The sequence below is a fragment of the Mammaliicoccus sp. RAM2 genome (assembly GCF_045897195.1).
GTDB lineage: Bacteria > Bacillota > Bacilli > Staphylococcales > Staphylococcaceae > Mammaliicoccus > Mammaliicoccus sciuri.
The window spans coordinates 456,665-477,846 of the sequence record NZ_JBJNWI010000001.1; the positions used below are offsets into that span (position 1 = coordinate 456,665).

The 21,182-nt window shown below is 31.9% G+C and carries 22 protein-coding genes; 6 read left to right on the forward strand and 16 right to left on the reverse strand.

Features of this window, described 5'->3' with window-relative positions; genetic code table 11:
* Window positions 1-73 precede the first annotated feature (73 nt).
* Entirely contained in the window at window positions 74-1,852 is a 1,779-nt protein-coding gene (recQ, locus tag ACJTHF_RS02325) for a DNA helicase RecQ (protein WP_078355505.1), read from the reverse strand.
* A 22-nt stretch (window positions 1,853-1,874) separates the two neighbouring features.
* On the reverse strand, window positions 1,875-3,746 hold the full coding sequence (locus ACJTHF_RS02330) for an ABC-F family ATP-binding cassette domain-containing protein (RefSeq protein WP_078355504.1): 1,872 nt from the start codon (window positions 3,744-3,746) through the stop codon (window positions 1,875-1,877).
* 85 nt (window positions 3,747-3,831) lie between these two features.
* On the opposite strand from ACJTHF_RS02330, the gene ACJTHF_RS02335 reads away from it, so the two are divergent.
* Window positions 3,832-4,647: a ZIP family metal transporter gene (locus ACJTHF_RS02335; protein ID WP_058591629.1), complete on the forward strand. Its 816-nt coding sequence runs from the start codon at window positions 3,832-3,834 to the stop codon at window positions 4,645-4,647.
* A gap of 473 nt (window positions 4,648-5,120) precedes the next feature.
* On the opposite strand, the gene ltaS is transcribed toward ACJTHF_RS02335, so the two are convergent.
* From ltaS to ACJTHF_RS02365, 6 genes are all read right to left on the reverse strand, one after another.
* The gene (ltaS, locus tag ACJTHF_RS02340) at window positions 5,121-7,061 is read right to left on the reverse strand and encodes a polyglycerol-phosphate lipoteichoic acid synthase LtaS (RefSeq protein ID WP_048539950.1); all 1,941 of its coding nucleotides are present in this window, start codon (window positions 7,059-7,061) and stop codon (window positions 5,121-5,123) included.
* A 200-nt stretch (window positions 7,062-7,261) separates the two neighbouring features.
* Window positions 7,262-8,266: a biotin-dependent carboxyltransferase family protein gene (locus ACJTHF_RS02345; RefSeq protein ID WP_078355503.1), complete on the reverse strand. Its 1,005-nt coding sequence runs from the start codon at window positions 8,264-8,266 to the stop codon at window positions 7,262-7,264.
* Window positions 8,257-8,958: a carboxyltransferase domain-containing protein gene (locus tag ACJTHF_RS02350; protein ID WP_208182771.1), complete on the reverse strand. Its 702-nt coding sequence runs from the start codon at window positions 8,956-8,958 to the stop codon at window positions 8,257-8,259. Before ACJTHF_RS02350 ends, ACJTHF_RS02345 begins: the two co-directional genes overlap by 10 nt.
* A gap of 40 nt (window positions 8,959-8,998) precedes the next feature.
* On the reverse strand, window positions 8,999-9,211 hold the full coding sequence (locus tag ACJTHF_RS02355) for a hypothetical protein (RefSeq protein WP_058591631.1): 213 nt from the start codon (window positions 9,209-9,211) through the stop codon (window positions 8,999-9,001).
* Window positions 9,212-9,272: 61 nt separating this feature from the next.
* On the reverse strand, window positions 9,273-11,021 hold the full coding sequence (locus tag ACJTHF_RS02360) for a chorismate-binding protein (RefSeq protein ID WP_232156601.1): 1,749 nt from the start codon (window positions 11,019-11,021) through the stop codon (window positions 9,273-9,275).
* On the reverse strand, window positions 10,999-11,601 hold the full coding sequence (locus ACJTHF_RS02365; RefSeq protein ID WP_058591633.1) for an anthranilate synthase component II: 603 nt from the start codon (window positions 11,599-11,601) through the stop codon (window positions 10,999-11,001). Before ACJTHF_RS02365 ends, ACJTHF_RS02360 begins: the two co-directional genes overlap by 23 nt.
* Window positions 11,602-11,804: 203 nt before the next feature.
* On the opposite strand from ACJTHF_RS02365, the gene queC reads away from it, so the two are divergent.
* Genes queC through queE form a run of 3 tightly spaced genes read left to right on the forward strand, consistent with a single transcriptional unit; the run spans window position 11,805 to window position 13,607 of the window.
* Entirely contained in the window at window positions 11,805-12,473 is a 669-nt protein-coding gene (queC, locus tag ACJTHF_RS02370) for a 7-cyano-7-deazaguanine synthase QueC (protein WP_058591634.1), read from the forward strand.
* Window positions 12,473-12,904, forward strand: coding sequence for a 6-carboxytetrahydropterin synthase QueD (gene queD, locus ACJTHF_RS02375; protein WP_078355501.1), 432 nt, complete (start codon window positions 12,473-12,475; stop codon window positions 12,902-12,904). Before queC ends, queD begins: the two co-directional genes overlap by 1 nt.
* Window positions 12,897-13,607 (forward strand): 7-carboxy-7-deazaguanine synthase QueE, encoded by a 711-nt coding sequence (gene queE, locus ACJTHF_RS02380; protein ID WP_088592492.1) that lies wholly within the window; start codon window positions 12,897-12,899, stop codon window positions 13,605-13,607. The genes queD and queE overlap by 8 nt, the downstream gene beginning before the upstream one ends.
* A 102-nt stretch (window positions 13,608-13,709) precedes the next feature.
* On the opposite strand, the gene ACJTHF_RS02385 is transcribed toward queE, so the two are convergent.
* Together ACJTHF_RS02385 and ACJTHF_RS02390 are read right to left on the reverse strand one after the other, a co-directional pair.
* Complete coding sequence (locus ACJTHF_RS02385; RefSeq protein ID WP_058591637.1) at window positions 13,710-14,378, reverse strand: DUF1129 family protein; 669 nt, start codon at window positions 14,376-14,378, stop codon at window positions 13,710-13,712.
* Window positions 14,371-14,709, reverse strand: coding sequence for a PadR family transcriptional regulator (locus ACJTHF_RS02390; RefSeq protein ID WP_025904753.1), 339 nt, complete (start codon window positions 14,707-14,709; stop codon window positions 14,371-14,373). Before ACJTHF_RS02390 ends, ACJTHF_RS02385 begins: the two co-directional genes overlap by 8 nt.
* A 185-nt stretch (window positions 14,710-14,894) precedes the next feature.
* Here ACJTHF_RS02390 and ACJTHF_RS02395 point away from each other — a divergent pair, with 185 nt between their 5' ends.
* A complete protein-coding gene (locus ACJTHF_RS02395) occupies window positions 14,895-15,536 on the forward strand; it encodes a hypothetical protein (RefSeq protein WP_208182770.1) in 642 nt (213 codons plus the stop codon).
* 51 nt (window positions 15,537-15,587) lie between these two features.
* Window positions 15,588-15,836: a GlsB/YeaQ/YmgE family stress response membrane protein gene (locus tag ACJTHF_RS02400; RefSeq protein ID WP_025904751.1), complete on the forward strand. Its 249-nt coding sequence runs from the start codon at window positions 15,588-15,590 to the stop codon at window positions 15,834-15,836.
* A 55-nt stretch (window positions 15,837-15,891) separates the two neighbouring features.
* On the opposite strand, the gene ACJTHF_RS02405 is transcribed toward ACJTHF_RS02400, so the two are convergent.
* From ACJTHF_RS02405 to ACJTHF_RS02430, 6 genes are all read right to left on the reverse strand, one after another.
* Window positions 15,892-16,614: a YwiC-like family protein gene (locus tag ACJTHF_RS02405; RefSeq protein WP_232156603.1), complete on the reverse strand. Its 723-nt coding sequence runs from the start codon at window positions 16,612-16,614 to the stop codon at window positions 15,892-15,894.
* 85 nt (window positions 16,615-16,699) lie between these two features.
* Window positions 16,700-17,527 (reverse strand): aldo/keto reductase, encoded by an 828-nt coding sequence (locus ACJTHF_RS02410; protein WP_232156605.1) that lies wholly within the window; start codon window positions 17,525-17,527, stop codon window positions 16,700-16,702.
* Window positions 17,528-17,540: 13 nt separating this feature from the next.
* Entirely contained in the window at window positions 17,541-18,263 is a 723-nt protein-coding gene (locus ACJTHF_RS02415; protein WP_058591642.1) for a pseudouridine synthase, read from the reverse strand.
* Between the two features lie 208 nt (window positions 18,264-18,471).
* Entirely contained in the window at window positions 18,472-18,786 is a 315-nt protein-coding gene (locus ACJTHF_RS02420; RefSeq protein ID WP_232156607.1) for a DUF3817 domain-containing protein, read from the reverse strand.
* A gap of 3 nt (window positions 18,787-18,789) precedes the next feature.
* The gene (locus ACJTHF_RS02425; protein WP_048539964.1) at window positions 18,790-20,136 is read right to left on the reverse strand and encodes a hemolysin family protein; all 1,347 of its coding nucleotides are present in this window, start codon (window positions 20,134-20,136) and stop codon (window positions 18,790-18,792) included.
* Between the two features lie 234 nt (window positions 20,137-20,370).
* Window positions 20,371-21,159, reverse strand: a complete 789-nt coding sequence (locus tag ACJTHF_RS02430; RefSeq protein WP_048539965.1) for an alpha/beta fold hydrolase — start codon at window positions 21,157-21,159, stop codon at window positions 20,371-20,373.
* Window positions 21,160-21,182: the final 23 nt, after the last annotated feature.

Consider the following 21,182-nt stretch of genomic DNA (forward strand, 5'->3'; position numbering starts at 1 on the left):
CCTCTTTTTTATCAGTGCTAGAATTTCCTTTATATTATTTACCCTAATTTCAAAATATAATGCCTATTCTTTCTTAAATGGGTTGTTTATAATTTTTAATGGTTTCAATAAATATCGGACAATAGTGTTTCAATTTATAACTTCCAATACCGTCGATTAAAATCATTTCTTTTTTAGATTCAGGTAATCGTTTAGCAAATTGCTCTAAAATTTGGTCAGAGAATATAGAAAGCGGTGAAACTTCTAATTCTTTACTTAAATCTTTTCTAACTTCTATTAATCGATTAAACAATGATCTATCAACATCTGTAATCGTTTGAATATCAACGATTTCTTTCGGTTTAGATTTAAATGGTGTTGTCATAATTTCAACTTTTCCACGCAATACATCCATCGCTTCTTGATCAACACTTAATATTTCTTTATGTTCATTTAAATAGCCTTTATAACGTAATTCATCAAGCAAATGATGACATTCATTCGTCGTATAATCTTTTAAAATACCATAAGTACTGAGTTCATCATATCCTAAAGACGTTATTTGAGGTGTTTGTTCTCCTCTTAATACTTGTATTATCATATTACGTTTTTCTTTTTGTTTTAACCTCGCGATACAACTTAATATTTTTTGTGCTTCAGTTGTCATGTTATATGATTTTTCTGATTGTAAACAACTAGAACATCTGCCACACTCTTCTAATTTTTCATCAGGATTAAAGTAATGAATCATCATCGCTTCTAAGCATTTAGTCGTCTTCGTATATTGAATCATTTGTCGAAGCTTTTCGCCTTGCTTTTCTTTGTATTCATCATCTGCAGAACTTGAAGAAATGAAGAATTTTTGAAGGTCTATATCACGGTCTGAGAATAATAAGATACATTCACTGTCTAACTGATCACGACCAGCTCGACCAGCCTCTTGATAATATGATTCGATATCTTGAGGCATATTATAATGAATCACGTATCTAACATTTGATTTATCGATTCCCATACCAAAAGCATTAGTTGCAATTGCTAATTTGATATCATCTTCAATAAATTTACGTTGTGCACGTTCTCGTTCATCTTTTGGTAGCCCTGCATGATACATCACATTTTTAATCTCTAAATCATCAAATGTTTCACTTAATTGTTCAACTTGTTTTCTAGTAGAACAATAAATAATACCTGATTGATTAATATTTTTCTTCACATAATCTTTAACAAAATTAAGTCTCTGATATGTATTGTTCACTTTAAAAGTTAAGTTCTCACGTTTAATAGACGTTTCAACAATATCACTTTCAGCAATTCCTAATTTTTGAGAGATATCTTCTTGTACTTCTTTAGTGGCTGTTGCTGTTAATGCCACCACCCTAAAATGATGAGGCAAGCTCATAACATGTGTAATTACTTCTTGATAACTTGGTCTAAAATCATGTCCCCACTTCGAAATACAATGTGCTTCATCAAATGCGATGAGCTGTACATTACATTTATTCAACATTTGTATAAATTGTGGTTGATTAAATCTTTCAGGTGCAATATATAGAAATTTCAACTGTCCTGAGACAAGTTCATTCTCTACTCTTTTTTTCTCTTTAGCTGTTAAAGTACTGTTTAAAAATTCAGCTTTGATTCCCATCGATCTCAAGCTATCAACTTGGTCTTTCATTAATGAAATCAATGGACTAATCACAATCGTTAATCCATCTAAATATAGACCCGGCACTTGATAACAAATCGATTTACCGCCACCTGTTGGCATAACACCTAAAGTGGGACGATGATCAATAACTTTATCAATAATTTCTTTCTGTCCATCTCTAAATTGTTGATATCCGAAATACTCTTTTAAAATATTTTGCATCTATATATACACCTCTATACGCTTATAATCTGTCTGATAAGGATGACCAACGCATATAATCTTCTTCATATTGCGTTTCAATTGATGTCTTTTCATTTGCGAGTTCATTTAATTTTTCATAATTTGTAGCATGTTCAACCATTTCTTGGTCGATTTCTTCTAATCTTGTTTCTATATATTCAATATTTTTCTCAAGTTGTTCTAGTTCACGCTTTTCTTTAAACGATAATCTTACAGAAGTCTTAGGTTTCGTTTCTGTTTTTTGAACTTCTTTATGTTGTTGTGTTGCTTTTTTCTCAATCTCTCTTTTATATTCTAAATAATCTTCAAATGTACCTAACATAGGTTCGATTTGCTTATCATGGATATACCAATATTTATTTGCCACTTTATTTAAGAAATATCTATCATGACTTACCGTTATAACCGTTCCACCGAACTCATTAATATAAGCTTCTAATATTGTTAAAGTTTCAGTATCTAAATCGTTTGTTGGCTCATCAAGAATTAATACATTTGGTTCGTGAACTAATAGTTTTAGTAAATATAAACGTTTTTGTTCTCCACCTGATAATTTATTAATTTGAGTGCCATGCGTCTGACTTGGGAATAGAAATCTTTCTAACAACTGCGTTACAGATACAACTGTGCCATCTTTTTCTTTAGCAACTTCACTTTCTTCTCTTAAATAATCAATCATTCTCTTATCTGAAGTTAAACTTTCGTCTTGCTGTTTAAAATAAGCAATTTTCACAGTTTGACCTGTAATGAGATTACCTTCAAATGTTTGATCTAAGCCACTAATAATATTGAGTAATGTCGTTTTACCTGCGCCGTTTTCTCCAACAATACCAATTCTATCGCCTTTTTGAATAATCGTTGTAAAGTGTTCAAATAATTTTCTATCTCCAACAGATTTAGAAATATCGTCTAACTCAAATACTTGTTTACCGAGACGAGCATGCGCTAAATTCAAACTTGCTTCACCTTGTGTTTTTCTATTTGATAAATCTTCTTCTAACGTATTAAATCGTTGTATTCTTGCTTGTTGTTTCGTTGATCTAGCTTTAGCACCTTGTCTCATCCAATGCAATTCTTGTTTATACAGCGCTTTCTTTTTAACATGTTGTTGTGCTTCAATCTCTTCTTTTTCAGCTCTTGCTTCAATATACGCTTCATAATTACCTGGATAACTTGTAAGTTTACCATTTGAAAGTTCAACAATTCTTGTAGAAACTTGATTTAAGAAATGACGATCATGTGTAACAAACATGATTGTATGGGGATATTGTTTAATATAGTTAACGAGCCATTCAATTCCTTCAATGTCTAAATGGTTTGTCGGTTCATCTAATAATAATAAATCTGGTTTACGTATTAATTCTTTTGCTAGTGCAACTCTTTTTTTCTGACCACCACTTAATGTAGCTATTTTTTTAAGATAGTCATTTATACCTAGTTTTGATAGAATAGTTTTAACGTCCGCACTATAATCCCATGCATTTAGTCGATCCATATCAGTTTGATATTTCATCATAAGATCTAAATCTTTAGATTCACCCGTCTGTTGATATTGATTTAAAGCATTTTCGTATTTAGAAATCACTTTCGTCAATTCAGTTTCGTTATTTAACACTTCATCGATTACAGTTAAAGATTCATCAAGTTCAGGCTTTTGGCTTGCATATGCAATTTGGTATTGGTTAGGATAAGATGTCTTCGCATCATAATCATCATCAATATTTGCAATAACTTTAAGCAAAGTACTTTTCCCTGTTCCATTGATTCCAACTAAACCAATGCGTTCTTTGTAAGAAATGGATAAATCTAAATCATTAAAAATAATTTTGTCACCATATTGCTTATTAAGTTTTTCAATTTTATATGCTTCCATGAATTAACATCCTTTAGTATTCTCAGTTTTCAATTAATATATTATACACTTTTTTTCACACAAAAGATATGAAGGAGCAAAAACTATGCAACAGATTTTTACAGAACTACCACCATACTTGCAAGCATTATTCGCAGGTATCATCACATGGCTATTAACAGCATTCGGTGCATCGTTCGTTTACTTGTTCAAAAATATAGACACAAAGGTTATCAATACAATGCAAGGTTTCGCTGCAGGTGTCATGATTGCAGCTAGTTTTTGGTCTTTATTACAACCTTCTATAGAACAAAGTTCACATTCAGCAATGCCTTGGTTACCAGCAGCAATCGGCTTTCTTTTAGGCGGATTGTTTATTAGACTACTAGACTTTGTCATACCCCATGCACACCAAAATGCAGTTGATAAAAGTCAGCGAGTAGAAGGACCTGACACTAAATTAGGCAAAAACACTTTGCTATTTTTAGCCATCACATTGCATAACATTCCAGAAGGTATGGCCATCGGTGTTGCTTTCGGTGGTGTTGCAACTGGAAACGAAGGTGCAACATTATTAGGCGCACTCGGATTAGCAATCGGTATCGGTATACAAAACATTCCAGAAGGCGCAGCACTCTCTATGCCAATCCGTGCTTCAGGTTTATCAAGATGGAAGTCATTTAACTACGGTCAAGCATCAGCATTAGTTGAACCCGTATTCGCAATGCTAGGCGCATTACTAGTTATCATTGCTACACCAGTATTACCATATGCATTAGCATTCGCAGCCGGCGCAATGATATTTGTTGTTGTAGAAGAGCTCATCCCCGAATCACAGTCAGGTAATAACACTGACTTAGCTACATTAGGATTAATGGGTGGATTCACAATAATGATGATATTAGATGTCGCTTTAGGTTAGATAGAATACAAATCCCAATCGTGAGGACGATTGGGATTTTTTCATTGATTAATGTGTTGAGGGTTGGAGGTATGGGCGTTGTGTAGATTGGGTGAATTAGAGATGTCGATGATTTTGGGAATGTCTTGGCTTTATTCAGGCGTTAAGCTAGGACATGGGCTATCTCTTGGCTTTATTCAGGCGTTAAGCCATGACTTGGATGATCTCTTGGCTTTATTAGGAAGTTAAGCTATGACTTGGATGTTTTTTAAATAATCAAAAGTGTTCATTTCTATATAATCATTTTATATTTTTGAAAAAGATGTGAGTTTACTACAACTTTAACTCACCTCTTTACCAATCTTGTGAGTTTACTACAACTTTAACCCATATTCCTCACTAAAAAGTATATTTTCAGACTCTCACATCTCCCATTTCCAACATAAAAAAGTACCACAAAATCTCATGATTTTGTGGTACTTATCTACTCATAATTATTTTTCTTGATAACCGTTACCGGATTTGTATTCATAGTTTGATGGCTTAACTTTCTTGAAGTCAGGGTTATCATAGAACCTGAATAAGTCTCCGTGTAATAACTGGTCTGATAATTCGAGTTCTTTTTCGACGTTATTTTTATTTTCTTCTAAATCTTTAGGTTTCGTCTTCATAGGTTTATTAGTCTTATTGTCGTACACAGTGCTACCGATTGATTTATATTCTGGCGTTATAAAGTCACCATTTCTAAATGCAACTGTTTGATCGTGTCCTTTAGCTAATAAGTCTGTACCAAACATAATGTAGTTGTTTGACTTAATACCTAATACGTCTAATAGTGTAGGCATTACATCTGTTTGGCCACCGTATGTTTCATCGACGCCACCTTTAAGACCTGGTACTTTCATAAAGAATGGCGTTCTGTTTAAGTCCATGAATTTAGCTGGAGTGATTTCATCTTCACCAAGTAAATTAGCCATTGCTTTATTATGGTTCTCAGAAATACCATAGTGGTCTCCGTATATGATGATTACTGAATCATCATATAAACCTTCTTTTTTAAGTTCTGTCATGAATTTTTCTAATGATTCATCTAAATAACGAGCTGTTTGAATATAACCATCTAATGTTGCACTTCCTGTGTCTGGTTTCTCGATTGTTGCATCTTCTTTACTCAATGTGAATGGGTAATGGTTAGTCAACGTAATTAAATGAGAATAGAATGGTTGTTTTTGTTCTTTTAGATGTGCAATAGATTCATCAAAGAATACTTCATCTTTTAAGCCTAAGTTTTCAAGGTTTTTTTGTTGCATATCATAATAAGTTGCATCATAGAACTTATCTACACCAAAATGCTTGTACACTTGATCTCTGTTCCAGAATGTTTTGTAATCACCATGCATGACTGATGTTTCATAGCCACCTTGTTGATTTAAAATTGCTGGTAGTGATTGATAAGTGTTGTCACCTTTTAATGAGAATGCTGAACCTTGTGGTAAACCGAAAATACTATTATCCATCGTTAACTCTGAATCGGCTGTTTTACCTTGTCCCGTTTGATGGAAGAAGTTTGGATAGTATTTGTAACCTTTATCACCTTTAGCTAAAGAGTTTAAATAAGGTGTTACTTCTTCACCATTAACTTTGAAGTTAATTAAGAATGATTGGAAACTTTCTAAGTGAATTTTAATAACGTTCTTGTCTTTAGCGATACCAAACGTTTCTTTGTTAGGTTCTTGATACTTCTGTTTTGTATAATTTTTAACTTGTGTTAAATCATCTTCACTTGCCAATGCTTTTTGCGAATTATTTTGAATCGTTTTAACCCCATCATAAACCGTAAAGTTATAAGGTCCTAAATATTTAACTAAATATTTATGGTCAAATGTACGTGTTAATAATTCTGGTCTATCTGATTCAGCAAATGCTAAGTTTAGGAAAAATAGTGCTACTGCTACACCCATAACAACTGGGACAAATTTCTTTGGAAATGCTTTTACTGATAAATTATTTCTCTTAAAGATCAACACAAATAAGAATATGATCGTATCTGTGAAATATATAAAATCGTACCAAGAGAATGAACTATATACCGCACCAGACATTGATTCTACGTTGCTTACTTGATTCAAAGTACTAAATGTTAAGAAATCTGAAAAGAATCTAAAGTACACGACGTTCGCATATAGTAAGAACGATAGTACAAATCCAGCGATAAAAATAAACCAGAACGACTTTCTTCCCTTAAAGAATAAGAATACGCTCAATATTAGCGCAATCAAGCTGTATGGGTTCATTAATAAAATTAAATTCTGTACGAGTCCCTTTACCCCGAGTGACAAATCTACATAATAGGCAAAATAAGTCTTTAACGCTATTGCTAAAATCGTTAGCAAGAAGAATGTAAAGACGCCTATCTTCCTATTTTTAGTTTTCATACCGTTCCTCCGTATCTCAACTCATATCAATTTTCATTATTATTTCATTACATATTATTGAAGGTTGTAATATTCTTGTAATATTTAATGTACAGTATTATAATTTATACTATTTTACAATAAATTTCAACTAAAAACCTAAAATACAAATAAGAAATGTGTAAAAAGTGCACACAATAGACACAATTCACACATGAAAATTACTTGTTTAATTCTTCATTTAATTTATATCTGATGCCGGTTTTAATTTGCTTAACGAATTGAGCATGTTTTCTCATATTGCGTTCCGCTTCTTGTATTGTTATTTTCTTAAAGATGAGTTTTGAACCTTGCTTTTTTTGTGCTAATTTATCGATATGATAAGAAGCAATTGTTCCAATTTGAGGATAACTGGATAATGATTGATGATCATTCAACATCACGACCGGTTGATTCCCTTCATTTAATAGAACAGTACCTTTTTTAACACTTAAAAATGACTGATCGACGATTCTACGATTAATAACGGAGTTTCCTTCTAATGTTAATCCTGTTCGATTAAAGCGATTAGATACTTTATAAACTTGGCTCTCAAGATGCTTAATCTCTGCTTCATTAAAGTGTGTCATACCTTCTCCCGATATAACATGGAATATATCTGTTAAATAATTTAAGGCTAACGTATATTGGTCTACGCCCCATGAAGCTGTTTTGCATTCTTCTAGATTTTCAAATAGCTTTTTTTGTAAAGGGGTGTAGTTACGGCAAATTTCGATTTCATCGCCTGCTTGTAAAGTACGACCGTGGTAGCCACCCATTTCTAAGCGGATACTCGTAGATTTTGAACCTAACCATTCTTCAGCAACAATACCACCTGCAATTGCTAAATAACCTCTCGTACCTTTTGAAGCTTCGCCAAATTTTAATACTTCACCTTTGTCCATCAAATGAATTTTATATGGTGCTATTTTCTTACCATCTACAAATGCTGGGAAGTTAGCCCCTGTAAATGCAATTAAAGTTGGTTCTGTAAATTGAATAGATGGCAACTTAATCGTCATTTCGATTATAGCTTCGCCTTCTTCATTACCAACAAGCATATTAGCGAGTCTATGGTTTAATTGATCGATTGAGCCATTTTTAACAATACCAATATGTTGCTGTTTTTGCCTTCCTAAATCTTGAATCGAAGAGTATAGTCCAGCTTCTCGAATAATTAATGACATGGCTTATACCCTCCATCCTTGCTTTGTAGTTGATCTACAATATTTAAGATGACATCATCACCAAAATTAAGCTTACAAACATTATTTTGTCTATCGTATATTTCAATATTCGTCCAACCAATGACTGGCCATTCACCACTTGTATCAGTTGTCGTAATAAATAATTTATTTCTTTCAATACACAATGATCCTTTAGGGATAAAATGTTTGAACTGTGCATTACCTGAATGCAATCGATGACTTAATCCAGATAAATAAGGACATCCTGGTGTATGACCTATCATTGAAACAAAATAAGTTCTAGATTCCAGCACTTGACTTTGTTCTTCTTCTGACAAGTCAGTTAAAGTATCGAAATCTGGACCATATTCGCCACCCACAATAACATCTATCATAATCGATTCCTTTATAACTTCTCTATCATTAATGTCTTGTTTTTTCTGATAAATAATACGTTCTACAAATTCAGTCATATATTTAAATGGCTCATTAATATTGTGATTCATCATCATGCTATATGGATGATACACAACCATCAAACTATTTTCGCTTGGTATAACCTCATCTATAAAAGGCATATCTTGATTTAATATTTCTAATCTAAATTCATTAATTTCATGCGTTAGCTGTCTCGAAGGTTCACGATCGCTCATTACAGTTAATGCAGAATCGCCCTTAGGATATATGCGCATTTAAGACACCTCATTCTATTCTGCTATATATAAAGCATCATTATTTACGATAAAATACATCTGTTAAATCAATAAATACATGTGTTAATTGATTTACAAATAAGCCTACAAAAACAATTGTAACGGCAAATCCAATATATAAATACGCAAAACTTTGCTTATTTTTCTCTTTTCTCAATTCACCTAAAACGATTCGCTTTAAGTAAAATACAATAACAATCACTATTACTAAATATAATAATGTTAAGAACATCTTTATTCACCCGTCCTTATATGATGTTTACTATTTTACTATTTGTATCTTTATATTGCCATCATAATTTTAAATCTATTTTTGTCCATTCTCGCAAACTGTTAATCATGTATATTTCACAATTTAAACTTTCGATATCGTTGATTAATTTTTTCACAGTAATATTTTTTTCTTCAATGAGGTTATCCTTTAATAATGCTTGCCTCATACAACCGTTTAAAAATTGTCCATGATATGGAGGTGTGATATATGCATCACCTATTTTAATAACGACATTACCAATATCAAATTCTGTTATTTCATTCTCTTCATTATAATACAATATGACATCTGTATCATGATTATGTTGAAAATGCTGACGTTCAGTTGTTTTGTGTATCGTATAAATAGAAGAAACTGGTGTACTCGGTAACAACTGAGCGGTTAAAGATTGAGATGAATCAGTTATTGGTGAAGCTTCAACATTAAATGTACCATCTGAATTTAATTCTACTCTTAATTTATATGTGCCATCTACATAATGATTAACCATGTCATTAAGCATAATATCCCACTTATCTTTATTGAATTGAATATTTAAAGCTTCAGCACTTGTAGAAATTCTGTGCGTATGTTCGTGACTTCTTTGGACTATTCCATTTTCTAATCTCATCGTTTCAATAAGATTTACATGTCTGCTTTCTAATATTTTAGATTTCATTTTGAATTCCTCAATTTCAGCTTCAGCATTTGAATCTATTGTGATACCAGCTCCAACACCATAAACTGCTCTTTCTGAATTTGAATGTATCGTTCTGATTGGAACATTAAAAATCATTCTGTTATCAGGTAACAACAAACCTATCGCTCCACAATATATACCTCTTGGTCTATTCTCTAATCGTTTGATAATGGCCATCGTTGATTCTTTTGGTGCACCCGTTATCGAGCCACATGGGAACAGCGCTTGAATTAGATTAAATAATGAATGCTGTGCTTTCAATTGACTTCGAATCGTGCTGGTCATTTGATATACCGTTTGATAAGGTTCGATTTTAAATAAATCAATGGCATTAACCGTACCAACTTCAGAAATTTTACTTAAATCATTTCTAAGTAAATCTACAATCATGACATTTTCTGCTCTATCTTTTTTAGAATGCTTAAGTTGTTCATAATTTGTTTGATCTTCTGCTTTATGATTTCCTCTTGAAATTGTACCTTTCATTGGTTTCGTTAATATTGTGTTTGGCCTTTGTTGATAAGGACCATATTGAAAGAAAAGTTCTGGTGAAATCGACATAATAGTTTCATCTTCAAGTTCAATATATGCTTGATAATCTCCATTAGCATCCTCTGTGAGTGATTGGTAATATGCATATCCATGACGAATCGGTTCTGATTCAAGTTGTGTCGTATAATTAACTTGATACGTATTTCCTACTCTAATTTCATCTTGAATAGCAAGTATATTGTTTGCTAAACGTTCATCTGAATCTGTTCTTCGCCATTCAATATGTTCATTTATATATGTATGATACGTTTTATTATTAAAGTGTGAGACGGGTTGTTCGAATACTTGAATACTCCCATAATGATGAGACGCTTTATAAACATTTAACGCTGAATCAAAAGCAGCTGCGCTTTCATATGGTAAAGTCATGACTACATAGTATCCTTCCTTTTGATAGCGCTCTGCTTCATGTACAAGGTCTGATACTTCTTCAATCGTTCTTGCATATTTAATAACAACAGGATTCTCAAATTTATAATCTAATTTCTCTTCTATTTGACTGTCTGTAATATACTTAAATTGTATATGTGTCTTCAATCTCTACACCTGCCTTTACTAAGAAATTCGCAATTTGTTCTAATCCATATTCACTTAATATTGCTTCCGGATGATACTGAACCGCTTCAATAGGTAAATGTTGATGTCGTATAGCCATCGGGATACCTTCTTCTAACCATGCCGAAACCTTAAACCCTTCAGGTATATGGTGTTTATCAGCTATTAAAGAATGATATCTTGCCACTTCAAATGATTCAGGCAATCCTTCAAAAATACCTTTCCCATCATGTTTAATCGTAGCCGTATGTCCATGTACCGGACGCGGTCCTTTTACGACTTTGCCACCAAAAGTAGATATTAATAATTGAAAACCAAGACATACACCTAAGATGGGGACATCTGTATAAATAGATTGAAGAAATGCCTTTAACTGTACATAATCATCTGGATGACCAGGGCCAGGTGAAATGATCATCGCATCTGGATTGATTGCATGTACAACATCAGAAGTAACCTCTTCAGATTTCAAAATTTTTATTTGTTCATTTTTTGTCAGTATATTAATATACTCGATAATGTTATATGTAAATGAATCGTGGTTATCTATCATTATAATCATATGTTTATTCGCTCTTCTTTCCTTAATTTCATGTCAATCATACCATATACTAAACTTGCTTTTACAATTTGATTATATTATCATTTGTATATTCAATAAACTAAGAGGTTACTAGCTTACACCCTCTATAAAAAACTAGACACCTACGTCTACCTTTTTATAGAAGGCAGGCTTTTTTTATGCCTTTATAAAGGAGAAACACTATGTCAGAAACATTAAAAAATGAAAAAGCAGTTGTTGTGTTCAGTGGCGGACAAGATAGTACAACATGCTTATTCTATGCGAAAAAACATTTTAAAGAAGTAGAATTAGTTACCTTTCAATATGGCCAACGCCATGATTTAGAAATTAAAGTTGCTGAAGACATTGCGAAAGAACAAGGATTAAAGCATCATATTCTAGATATGTCACTACTTTCACAACTATCTCCTAACGCACTAACAGACCATTCAATGCAAATTGAAAATGACGAAAATGGTATACCTAATACATTTGTGCCAGCACGTAATTTGCTATTCTTATCATTTGCCGGTGCATTAGCATATCAAATTGGTGCTAAACATATTATTACAGGTGTTTGCGAAACAGACTTTAGTGGGTATCCAGATTGTAGAGATAGCTTTATTAAATCTATGAACTTGTCACTTAACTTATCAATGGATAAAGATTTCGTCATTCATACACCGCTTATGTGGTTGAATAAAAAAGAAACTTGGGCACTAAGTGATCAATTAGGTGCATTAGACTATGTTAGAGAAAAAACATTAACGTGTTATAACGGTGTGATGAGTGATGGTTGCGGTGAATGTCCTGCTTGTAAATTAAGAAAACAAGGATTAGACCAATACCTAGAAACGAAAGGAAGTTTATAATGTTACAACAAATTTATCCGAGCGTTCAACACCCTTATGCTTTCGAACTGAATAAAGACTTTAATTTTTCAAGTGCACATTATATTCCATACGAAGAAGCCGGTAAATGTATGAATGTACATGGACACACATATTTTGTTAATTTAACAATTGCTGGCGACGAATTAGATAAAATGGGATTTTTAGTAAACTTTAGCGAATTAAAATCATTAATCCATAAACGTTATGACCATCAACTTTTAAATGACTTTGAAGAATTCAAAGATTATAGTCCTTCAACTGAACAAGTAGCTCAAACAATTTATAATATCGTTCAAGCATCTCTAGATAAGCGCGATAACAAACCTAAATGTGTACAAGTATTTGTGAGAGAAACACCTACAAGTTATGTCGTTTACCGTCCAACTAAGAAAGGTGACAACAATGCCTAAAATACCAGTGTTAGAAATCTTCGGTCCAACGATTCAAGGTGAAGGTGCAGTCATTGGTCAAAAAACGATGTTTGTTAGAACAAGTGGTTGTGATTATAGATGTAGTTGGTGCGATTCAAGTTTCACATGGGATGGCTCAGCTAAAGATGATATTCGATTACTTGAACCAGAAGATATTATTTCTGAATTAGATCAACTCGCTCCAAATAAATATCAACACGTTACGATATCAGGTGGTAACCCTGCTCTGATTAAAAATATAGGTCCGTTCGTAGAAGCTCTTAAAGCACGCAATATAAAGACCGCACTTGAAACTCAAGGGTCTAAATTCCAAGAATGGATGACGCTAATCGATGACTTAACGATTAGTCCTAAGCCACCAAGTTCTGGTATGAAACCTAATTTAATAATTCTAGATGAAGTTATCGCACAATGTGTAAAAGAAAGTCTTTCACTTAAAGTTGTGATTTTCGACGAAGATGACTATCAATTTGCTAAAGATATACACAAACGATATCCTTCTATCCCGTTCTATTTACAAGTAGGTAATCCGTATCTAGACGATAGCGTTTCAAACCATACTGAGAAATTACTCGAAAAATATGAACAACTGATTGATAAAGTAACGAATGATACTTTAAATGATATTTTTGTTCTACCACAGCTACATACGCTGTTATGGAGTAATAAAAAAGGTGTTTAATATTTCCTAGGAAATATTAAACACAGTATAAAATAAGCACGTCACTAACTTGAAAATGCTCTTTAAGTGATGTGCTTATTTATTTTGGTTTATTATTCTTATTTATACAGCTTTTGGCTGTCTTTTCATGACTTTATATATAGCATAAATTGCTATACCTAATATTAGAAAGATCCACCAAGGAATATAAACTTTCATCATATCTTTAAATACAAGGTTAGGTACTAATATTAGAATTGCTGGTATAACACCAACTAATAGTCCAGCATATGCTGATTCTTTTATCTTCTTATATTTAGATTTATCAAAGATATATCTTTGGATAATATTGAATAATGCTTTAACAATAAAGAATCCACCTATTGGTACGATAAGTAAAAGGAAAAGTGTAGATATAAGTGGTGTCTTATAATCAACAAATATACCTACTATACCTGTAATAACAAAATATACACTATAGAAGTAAGCTACACCCATTCCTACCATTTTTAAAATTGCTTTATTAGATTCATTCGGTAGTTCATTTAATATATCATCAGCATGACCTTTAACATCATGACCGAAAAATTCAATTGCAGTAGTGCCATTCGAAACAGCTTCTAATAAATGATCAAGGACATCCATTAATATGACTTCTGATTCATGTTCATTTACTCTTAAATCCGTTCTAACATATAATAAGAAATCTTCATAAACTTCTAAATCTGCTTCATTTAGCTGCTTTCTCTTCTCGTTGTTTTCTTTGACCAGTTGTTTAGTTGTTCTAGACATCTTCATTGCTCCCTTTTAACAATTTAGTAATAGGATCTTTAATTTCAAGCCATTCTTTTCGTACGATTTCTAATTCTTCGCGACCTTTATCTGTAATATAATAATATTTTCTTTTAGGTCCTTGTTCACTATGCTTAAACTCACTATAAATAAAATCCTTCTTTAATAATCTAAGTAAAATAGGATATATCGTTCCTTCACTTACATCGGTAAATTGATGTTCATTTAATTTGCGAGATAATTCATAACCGTATACTGGTTGAGATTGTATGATAGATAAAATACAAGCATCTAATAAACCTTTTCTCATCTGTGTCTTAATTGTCGACATCTTAATAACCTCTTCCAATTTTCACAGCTATATTGTATTACAAGATAGCTTGCTTTTATACTATTAAAGTTTATTCCATTTGTCAAAGGGTCTTTAAATTTTTCTTCTAAACATATATTTAGTGATTATATGTTTAGAAATTGTTATAATTCTTAGATGAGACTATTTTAAGGCAGGAGACAGATATGGCATTCCTCGTTTCAATTAATATCATTCTGTGTATCGTCTTGATGTCATATAACTTTGTAGTAATGAATAAGAAATCGCGTATCAATCATTACGCAATTTCAATCACAATTGCTTTGAATGGTTTAATATCCTTTATAATCATCAAAGAAATCAACTTCATCACGATTGCAGTAACGACTATGTTACTTATATGGGCATTTTTACATACATGGATTCAAATTAAATACTTTCCAAACTACATTAAAAATCAATATTTCGTACTTTATATTATTACAATTGTATTTAGTATGTCTTTAAACATTGTTTACTTAGATAGTACACTTTCAATTTATCAATCAGTACCTTATTTAGGTGTCAGTTTATTTATATTTGGACAAATCATTGCTTATTTATCGTTATTCACAGAACCTATTGAATCAGACGGTAAAAGGCTCGCAAAAATCTACCAAAATGGTATATATCGATACTTTATTCACCCACGTTTAGTTGGTGAGATATTATCGATTGTAGCATTAATATGTATGATTGTCCTTACGCCTCATTGGTTTCTATTAATACCAGTGTTCCTTTTTTATATTATGTTTATTTTATGGCAAAAGTTATTCAAAACTTCTTATTATGTTTCACATAGCGAATAACAGGGTACTTAAATATAGTAATGAGAAATATAATTAAGGAGGTACACTCAAATGGGCTTTATATTAATGTTAATCGTAGGTGGACTAATAGGTTGGCTAGCAGGTGTTATATTAGGTAAAGATATACCTGGCGGCATAGTAGGTAATATTATTGCCGGTTTAATTGGTTCAGCGATTGGTGGTTCTTTACTTGGAGATTTAGGTCCAGTATGGGGTGGCGTCGCAATCATACCAGCACTAATCGGTTCAATTATTTTAATTCTTGTATTATCATTTATTTTGAAATTGATCAAAAAATAATCAATCTTCAATTAATAGATAAAGTTAAAGCAACCATTTGCGGATGGTTGCTTTTTTAATATAAAAATATAGATCCTACTACTAATACAAATACTGAATTAGCTATTTCAATTAAGCCTACATGCATAATTTTTATTTTCTTACCATATAAAACGACTGATCGTATTAAACTCGGTATATACATCAACATAACTAGTGGATGTATAAAGAACCCTACAACAACTATACATAAGTGATAAATCCAAGATGACCATTTATATTTTACGGATTTTTTCTCTCTAATCATCGTCTTAACGTATAAAATTGTACCGAAGAAATATAAGAAACTTAATATAAAGACTCGTAACCAAGATTGTACATCTGTTATAGATACATTTAATAACGCACTGATCACACCAAATAAACAAAATATCAAAACAGCTATTAAATCATTAGTAAATGCTCTTTCATTTTTCTTTTTAGCAAAATAGGCATTAAATAATGATGAAGGTACCATCAGTAGAAAAATCCATATCGTAATAGGTTTATGTAATACGATTGGTATAAAAGATATGACGACAATCAAAGCAAATATGCCTGCCGTATAAATATAACCTATTGTTTTCTTCCTTTTCTTTAAGTAGAAGAAGATTTGATCACTCATGAAATAAGATGCTAGTACACCTAAATACAATAATAAATGAAAGTATGTAAAACCAGTTGCTGCAATTCCGAATGCGATTGGTAGTACAATCATTGACCATACACCATGTTGATTTGGTTTTTTAAATTTAAACAAATAAAGCACCTCCACAGTTTCATTTTACTAAAAGATGCATATGAAATACATCTTAATTCAAACAAATCTGTGAAGGTTCTATATTTTACTTCATATCTCCAATTTTAACTTCATCTGGATCTCTAAATTGTCGTTCATCTGTATTTAATTGGTCGATTTTGTCTAAATCTTCATCACTCAATTCAAAATCAAATACATCAAAATTCTCTCTGATTCTATTATCGTTTTGAGATTTTGGAATAACGAGTCTACCTTTTTGTAGATGCCATTTAATAATAACTTGTGCAACAGTCTTATTATACTGATCTGCTATACTTTGTAAATCTGCGTTTTTTAACCATTCGCCACCTCTCATTAGAGGACTCCATGCCATTAATTTAATACCTTTACTTTCACAATATGCTTGTAATACTTTTTGATTAAATAATGGATGAAATTCAACTTGGTTAACTGCAGGTACAATTTCAGTTTCAGCTAATAATTTATCTAAATGATGTTCTTTAAAATTACATACACCAATCGCTTTAATTTTACCTTCTTTATATAACGTTTCTAATGCTTTATACGTCTCAATAAATAATCCGTCTTCAGGACATGGCCAATGAATTAAATACATATCGATATACGTAAGTTGCAATGATTCTAATGAGTCATTAAACGCTTTAATAGTCGCATCATAACCTTGGAAGTCATTCCATAATTTAGTTGTAATAAATAAATCTTCTCGATTGATATTTAATGTTTTTAAAGCTGTGCCTAATGCTTTTTCATTTTTATAAAACCAAGCTGTGTCTATCGCTCGATATCCTGCATCAATTGCTGTATGGACAACTCTTTCAACATCAGCATTTTCGATTTTGTATACGCCTAAACCTAATTCTGGTATCTCTACATTGTTATTTAATTTAACCATTTTATTATCCCCTTTATTTAGATGTCATACGGTCTCTTTTAGGTGTATAAGCGAGCGAACGTGTCAGTTCTTCAAATTCTTCTTTCGTTAAATCACGCCATTCACCATATTTAATACCATCTAGCTTAATGTTCATGATACGAATTCTTTTTAATTTTTTAACATTATATCCTAACGTTTCACACATACGTCTAATTTGACGATTCAAACCTTGTGTTAAAACAATCTTAAATGTTCTATCATTAATTTGTGATACTTTCGCTGGGAGCGTCTTTTGATTTAAAATTTCAACACCTTCAGACATTTGCTTTAAGAAGTCTTTCGTTAATGGCTTATCTACTGAAACGACATATTCTTTTTCATGATGATTTTCAGCACGTAATATTTCATTCACTATATCACCATCACTTGTCAGGAGTAATAATCCTTCTGAATCTTTATCTAATCTACCAATATGAAAAATTCTTTCATGATGATCAACGTAGTCTACAACGTTACCTTTAACATGTCTTTCAGTAGTAGATGTGATACCACGTGGTTTATTAAGTGCTATATATACATAACCTTTATCAATTGTAATAACTTCACCATCAACCTTCACAACATCCGTACTTTCAACTTGAGACCCTAGTGTCGCATATTCGTCATTAATTTGAACGCGATTAGCACTTATCCATTTATCAGCACCTCTCCTCGAACATACACCAGCTTCACTTAGAAATTTATTTATTCTCATAAAAATGGTTCCTCTCTCAATCTATCTACTATATTCCCTATTTTACATGATGATCTTCATTAAAACAAAACAGTATGCGTCTATTTTGGACTTCTGACGACATTTGTATGGGCGGCGTTAGTTACACTTCCATCGACTTTTGTAATTCATGCAATAAAAAAAGAGCACAGGAACTAAATATCTGTCCCATGCTCTTAATATCAATTTATTATTGCGTTATCTTTTCATAAGATTTGCCATTTACAAAGAAATGATCAAATATAAATGTTCCAAAAGGAATAAATGCTACTATAAAAGCAATGACTGGCCACTTTATATGAATTCTAACAATAAGTGCCATTACCAATATCATGATGACATAAATTGAAAATAATCCGCCATGTATCATGCCTAATACTGAAACTACATTTGGATTACTCAACATATACTTGATAGGCATTGCTATAAATACTAATAACAGTAATGATCCACCTTCTAAATATCCTGTAAACCTAAATAATGATGTTAATGTAGTTTTGCTCACTTTTTAATCCTCGTCTTCTTCGTCTTCGTCAAATATACTTTTTCTTTCTTTTATAAAATCTTTGTGTAAAGCAACTGTCTTAATTTGATGATTTTCAACATCAATGACAACCCATTTATCAAATTCTGTATCGACATAGTCGTCTTTTTCAATTTCTGGGTTATGCGCTTGTAACCAACCACCGATTGTATCAATATCGTCTGAATCTACGAAATCAATTCCAAATTTTTCTTCTAGTTCTGATAAAGTTACACGTCCATTAATTTGGTAAGTATCTTCACCAGTTTGAATGATATCATTTACTTCATCATCATCAAATTCATCACGAATTTCACCAACGATTTCTTCTAATATATCTTCCATCGTGATGACACCAGCTGTACCACCATATTCATCAATAACTAACGCCATATGCACATGATCTTTCTGCATTTTTACTAATGCATCACTAATTCTTGTAACTTCGTGAATAAGCGGCAAGTCATGTACGTAGTTATTAATTTTAATTTGTTCACCTGAAGCATATTCTGTTAAAAATTCTTTAACATTTATAAATCCTTTAATATGGTCTTTATCACCATCTTCAGTAATTGGGTAACGTGTATAATGATGCTCATTTATAATTTCTAATAATTCTTCAATATTAAATGGTTCTGTTAATGTAACCATTTGTGTTCTAGGTACCATGATATCTTTTGCTAATCTTTCATCGAATGAGAAAATATTTTGCATATAAGCTAATTCAGTGTGATTGATTTCACCACTTTGATAGCTTTGAGTCATGATAAGCTTTAATTCTTCTTCTGACATTGCTTGTTCTTCGTTAGTAGGTTGAATACCTATTGTTCTAACTAGAATACGTGCTGCACCATTCATTGACCAAATTAACGGTTTCATAACAATACCGAAATAATATAATGGTCGGCCGAAGACAAGTGTAAGTCTTTCTGCCTGTTGAATTGCTACCGTTTTTGGTGCTAATTCACCAACTACTACATGGATAAACGTTACAATTAAGAAACTGATCGCTATGGAGAAAGTTGTTGTTAATGCGTCTGGTAAGTTAAAGAAGTCTAATACAGGATGTATTAATACTTCAAATGTTGGTTCACCAATCCAACCTAATCCAAGTGATGTTACAGTAATACCAAGCTGACATGCAGATAAATAATAATCTAGTTCTTTGATCATTTTATGTACAATTTTAGCTGATTTACTTCCTTCAGAAATTAATTGTTCAATTCTAGTTATACGCACCTTTACAAGTGCGAATTCAGATCCTACAAATACCATTGTAAATGCAATTAATATAAAGAATACAATAAAGTTTATTATGGTCGAAATTTCCAATTAGTTCCCTATTTCTAGGGATTCACCTCCAAATATTTTGCGGTGACGCTATGGCCACCTTTGTATGATTTTTTTCAATAAGTTTATTTACGGTATACGTTTTCAAAACTAAATCCTTCCCATTTAGCGTCACCTCCCCCGATATTAGCATATTATTTTTAGTGTAGCATATTTTTATCACAATTTAAATGATATAAGAAAGAATGTAAATGTAGAAGTCTACACATACATTCTTTATATAGCCGTAGTTCCAACATGTTGCATGATAAATTTAGAACTAATTTTATTAAAAGCATCAGGTTGATCAATATTACATACATGACCAGCTTGCTCTATTATTTCTATTGAAAAATTTTCATTCTCTTTAACGAGTCTTTCAACTGGAGGCATAAACAAATAATCTTCTTCCCCCATGATAAAGAGTGTCGGAATATCTCTTGTTGCAACTTGTAAATGTGCTAAATAAGGATTTACAAGCTTCGTTAATTTAACCCATTTGATAAATTGTTTTTGAGACACTTTCTTAGCTTCATTCACAAATCTTAAGCGAGATTCTTCATGAGCTTTCCTAGGCATAATAATGTAAGCAAATAATTTATAAAGCAACATATACGGCACAAAATTCATAATTGTACGGCCGATAGCTAACAAGAATTTAGTCCTTAAATTTACATTAATGATAGCGCCACCTAACACCAATGTCGTAATTCTCTCTGGATATGATTGCGCCATTGTTTGGCCAACTATTGTGCCAAGGCTCATGCCAATAATATGAGTCTTATCTATTTTCAAATGGTCCAATACATCTACAACTTCTTTTGCTAAATGTTCAAACGAATCATTTTTCTTCCATTCTTTATTCGCAGATTTCCCGTGCCCCCTCAAATCTACGAGTAATATATTAAAATGTTTCCTATAATATCTCATTTGTTTAAACCAAATCGAAGAACTACCACCAGCTCCGTGTATCAACGTAACCCATTCTGCGTCATTTGATTTGATAATTGTCTTGTAATATAACATTGTTCACATCTTTCCCTATGTTT

What these genes read in the sequence shown, in the direction of transcription:
- ACJTHF_RS02385 (WP_058591637.1), bottom strand. Translation starts at nt 14,378, where the DNA reads ATGTCTAGAACAACTAAACAACTGGTCAAAGAAAACAACGAGAAGAGA.
- ACJTHF_RS02330 (WP_078355504.1), bottom strand. Translation starts at nt 3,746, where the DNA reads ATGGAAGCATATAAAATTGAAAAACTTAATAAGCAATATGGTGACAAA.
- recQ (WP_078355505.1), bottom strand. Translation starts at nt 1,852, where the DNA reads ATGCAAAATATTTTAAAAGAGTATTTCGGATATCAACAATTTAGAGAT.
- ACJTHF_RS02410 (WP_232156605.1), bottom strand. Translation starts at nt 17,527, where the DNA reads ATGGTTAAATTAAATAACAATGTAGAGATACCAGAATTAGGTTTAGGC.
- ltaS (WP_048539950.1), bottom strand. Translation starts at nt 7,061, where the DNA reads ATGAAAACTAAAAATAGGAAGATAGGCGTCTTTACATTCTTCTTGCTA.
- ACJTHF_RS02355 (WP_058591631.1), bottom strand. Translation starts at nt 9,211, where the DNA reads ATGTTCTTAACATTATTATATTTAGTAATAGTGATTGTTATTGTATTT.
- ACJTHF_RS02415 (WP_058591642.1), bottom strand. Translation starts at nt 18,263, where the DNA reads ATGAGAATAAATAAATTTCTAAGTGAAGCTGGTGTATGTTCGAGGAGA.
- ACJTHF_RS02395 (WP_208182770.1), top strand. Translation starts at nt 14,895, where the DNA reads ATGGCATTCCTCGTTTCAATTAATATCATTCTGTGTATCGTCTTGATG.
- queE (WP_088592492.1), top strand. Translation starts at nt 12,897, where the DNA reads ATGCCTAAAATACCAGTGTTAGAAATCTTCGGTCCAACGATTCAAGGT.
- ACJTHF_RS02430 (WP_048539965.1), bottom strand. Translation starts at nt 21,159, where the DNA reads ATGTTATATTACAAGACAATTATCAAATCAAATGACGCAGAATGGGTT.
- ACJTHF_RS02390 (WP_025904753.1), bottom strand. Translation starts at nt 14,709, where the DNA reads ATGTCGACAATTAAGACACAGATGAGAAAAGGTTTATTAGATGCTTGT.
- ACJTHF_RS02365 (WP_058591633.1), bottom strand. Translation starts at nt 11,601, where the DNA reads ATGATTATAATGATAGATAACCACGATTCATTTACATATAACATTATC.
- ACJTHF_RS02335 (WP_058591629.1), top strand. Translation starts at nt 3,832, where the DNA reads ATGCAACAGATTTTTACAGAACTACCACCATACTTGCAAGCATTATTC.
- ACJTHF_RS02400 (WP_025904751.1), top strand. Translation starts at nt 15,588, where the DNA reads ATGGGCTTTATATTAATGTTAATCGTAGGTGGACTAATAGGTTGGCTA.
- queC (WP_058591634.1), top strand. Translation starts at nt 11,805, where the DNA reads ATGTCAGAAACATTAAAAAATGAAAAAGCAGTTGTTGTGTTCAGTGGC.
- queD (WP_078355501.1), top strand. Translation starts at nt 12,473, where the DNA reads ATGTTACAACAAATTTATCCGAGCGTTCAACACCCTTATGCTTTCGAA.
- ACJTHF_RS02345 (WP_078355503.1), bottom strand. Translation starts at nt 8,266, where the DNA reads ATGTCATTAATTATTCGAGAAGCTGGACTATACTCTTCGATTCAAGAT.
- ACJTHF_RS02350 (WP_208182771.1), bottom strand. Translation starts at nt 8,958, where the DNA reads ATGCGCATATATCCTAAGGGCGATTCTGCATTAACTGTAATGAGCGAT.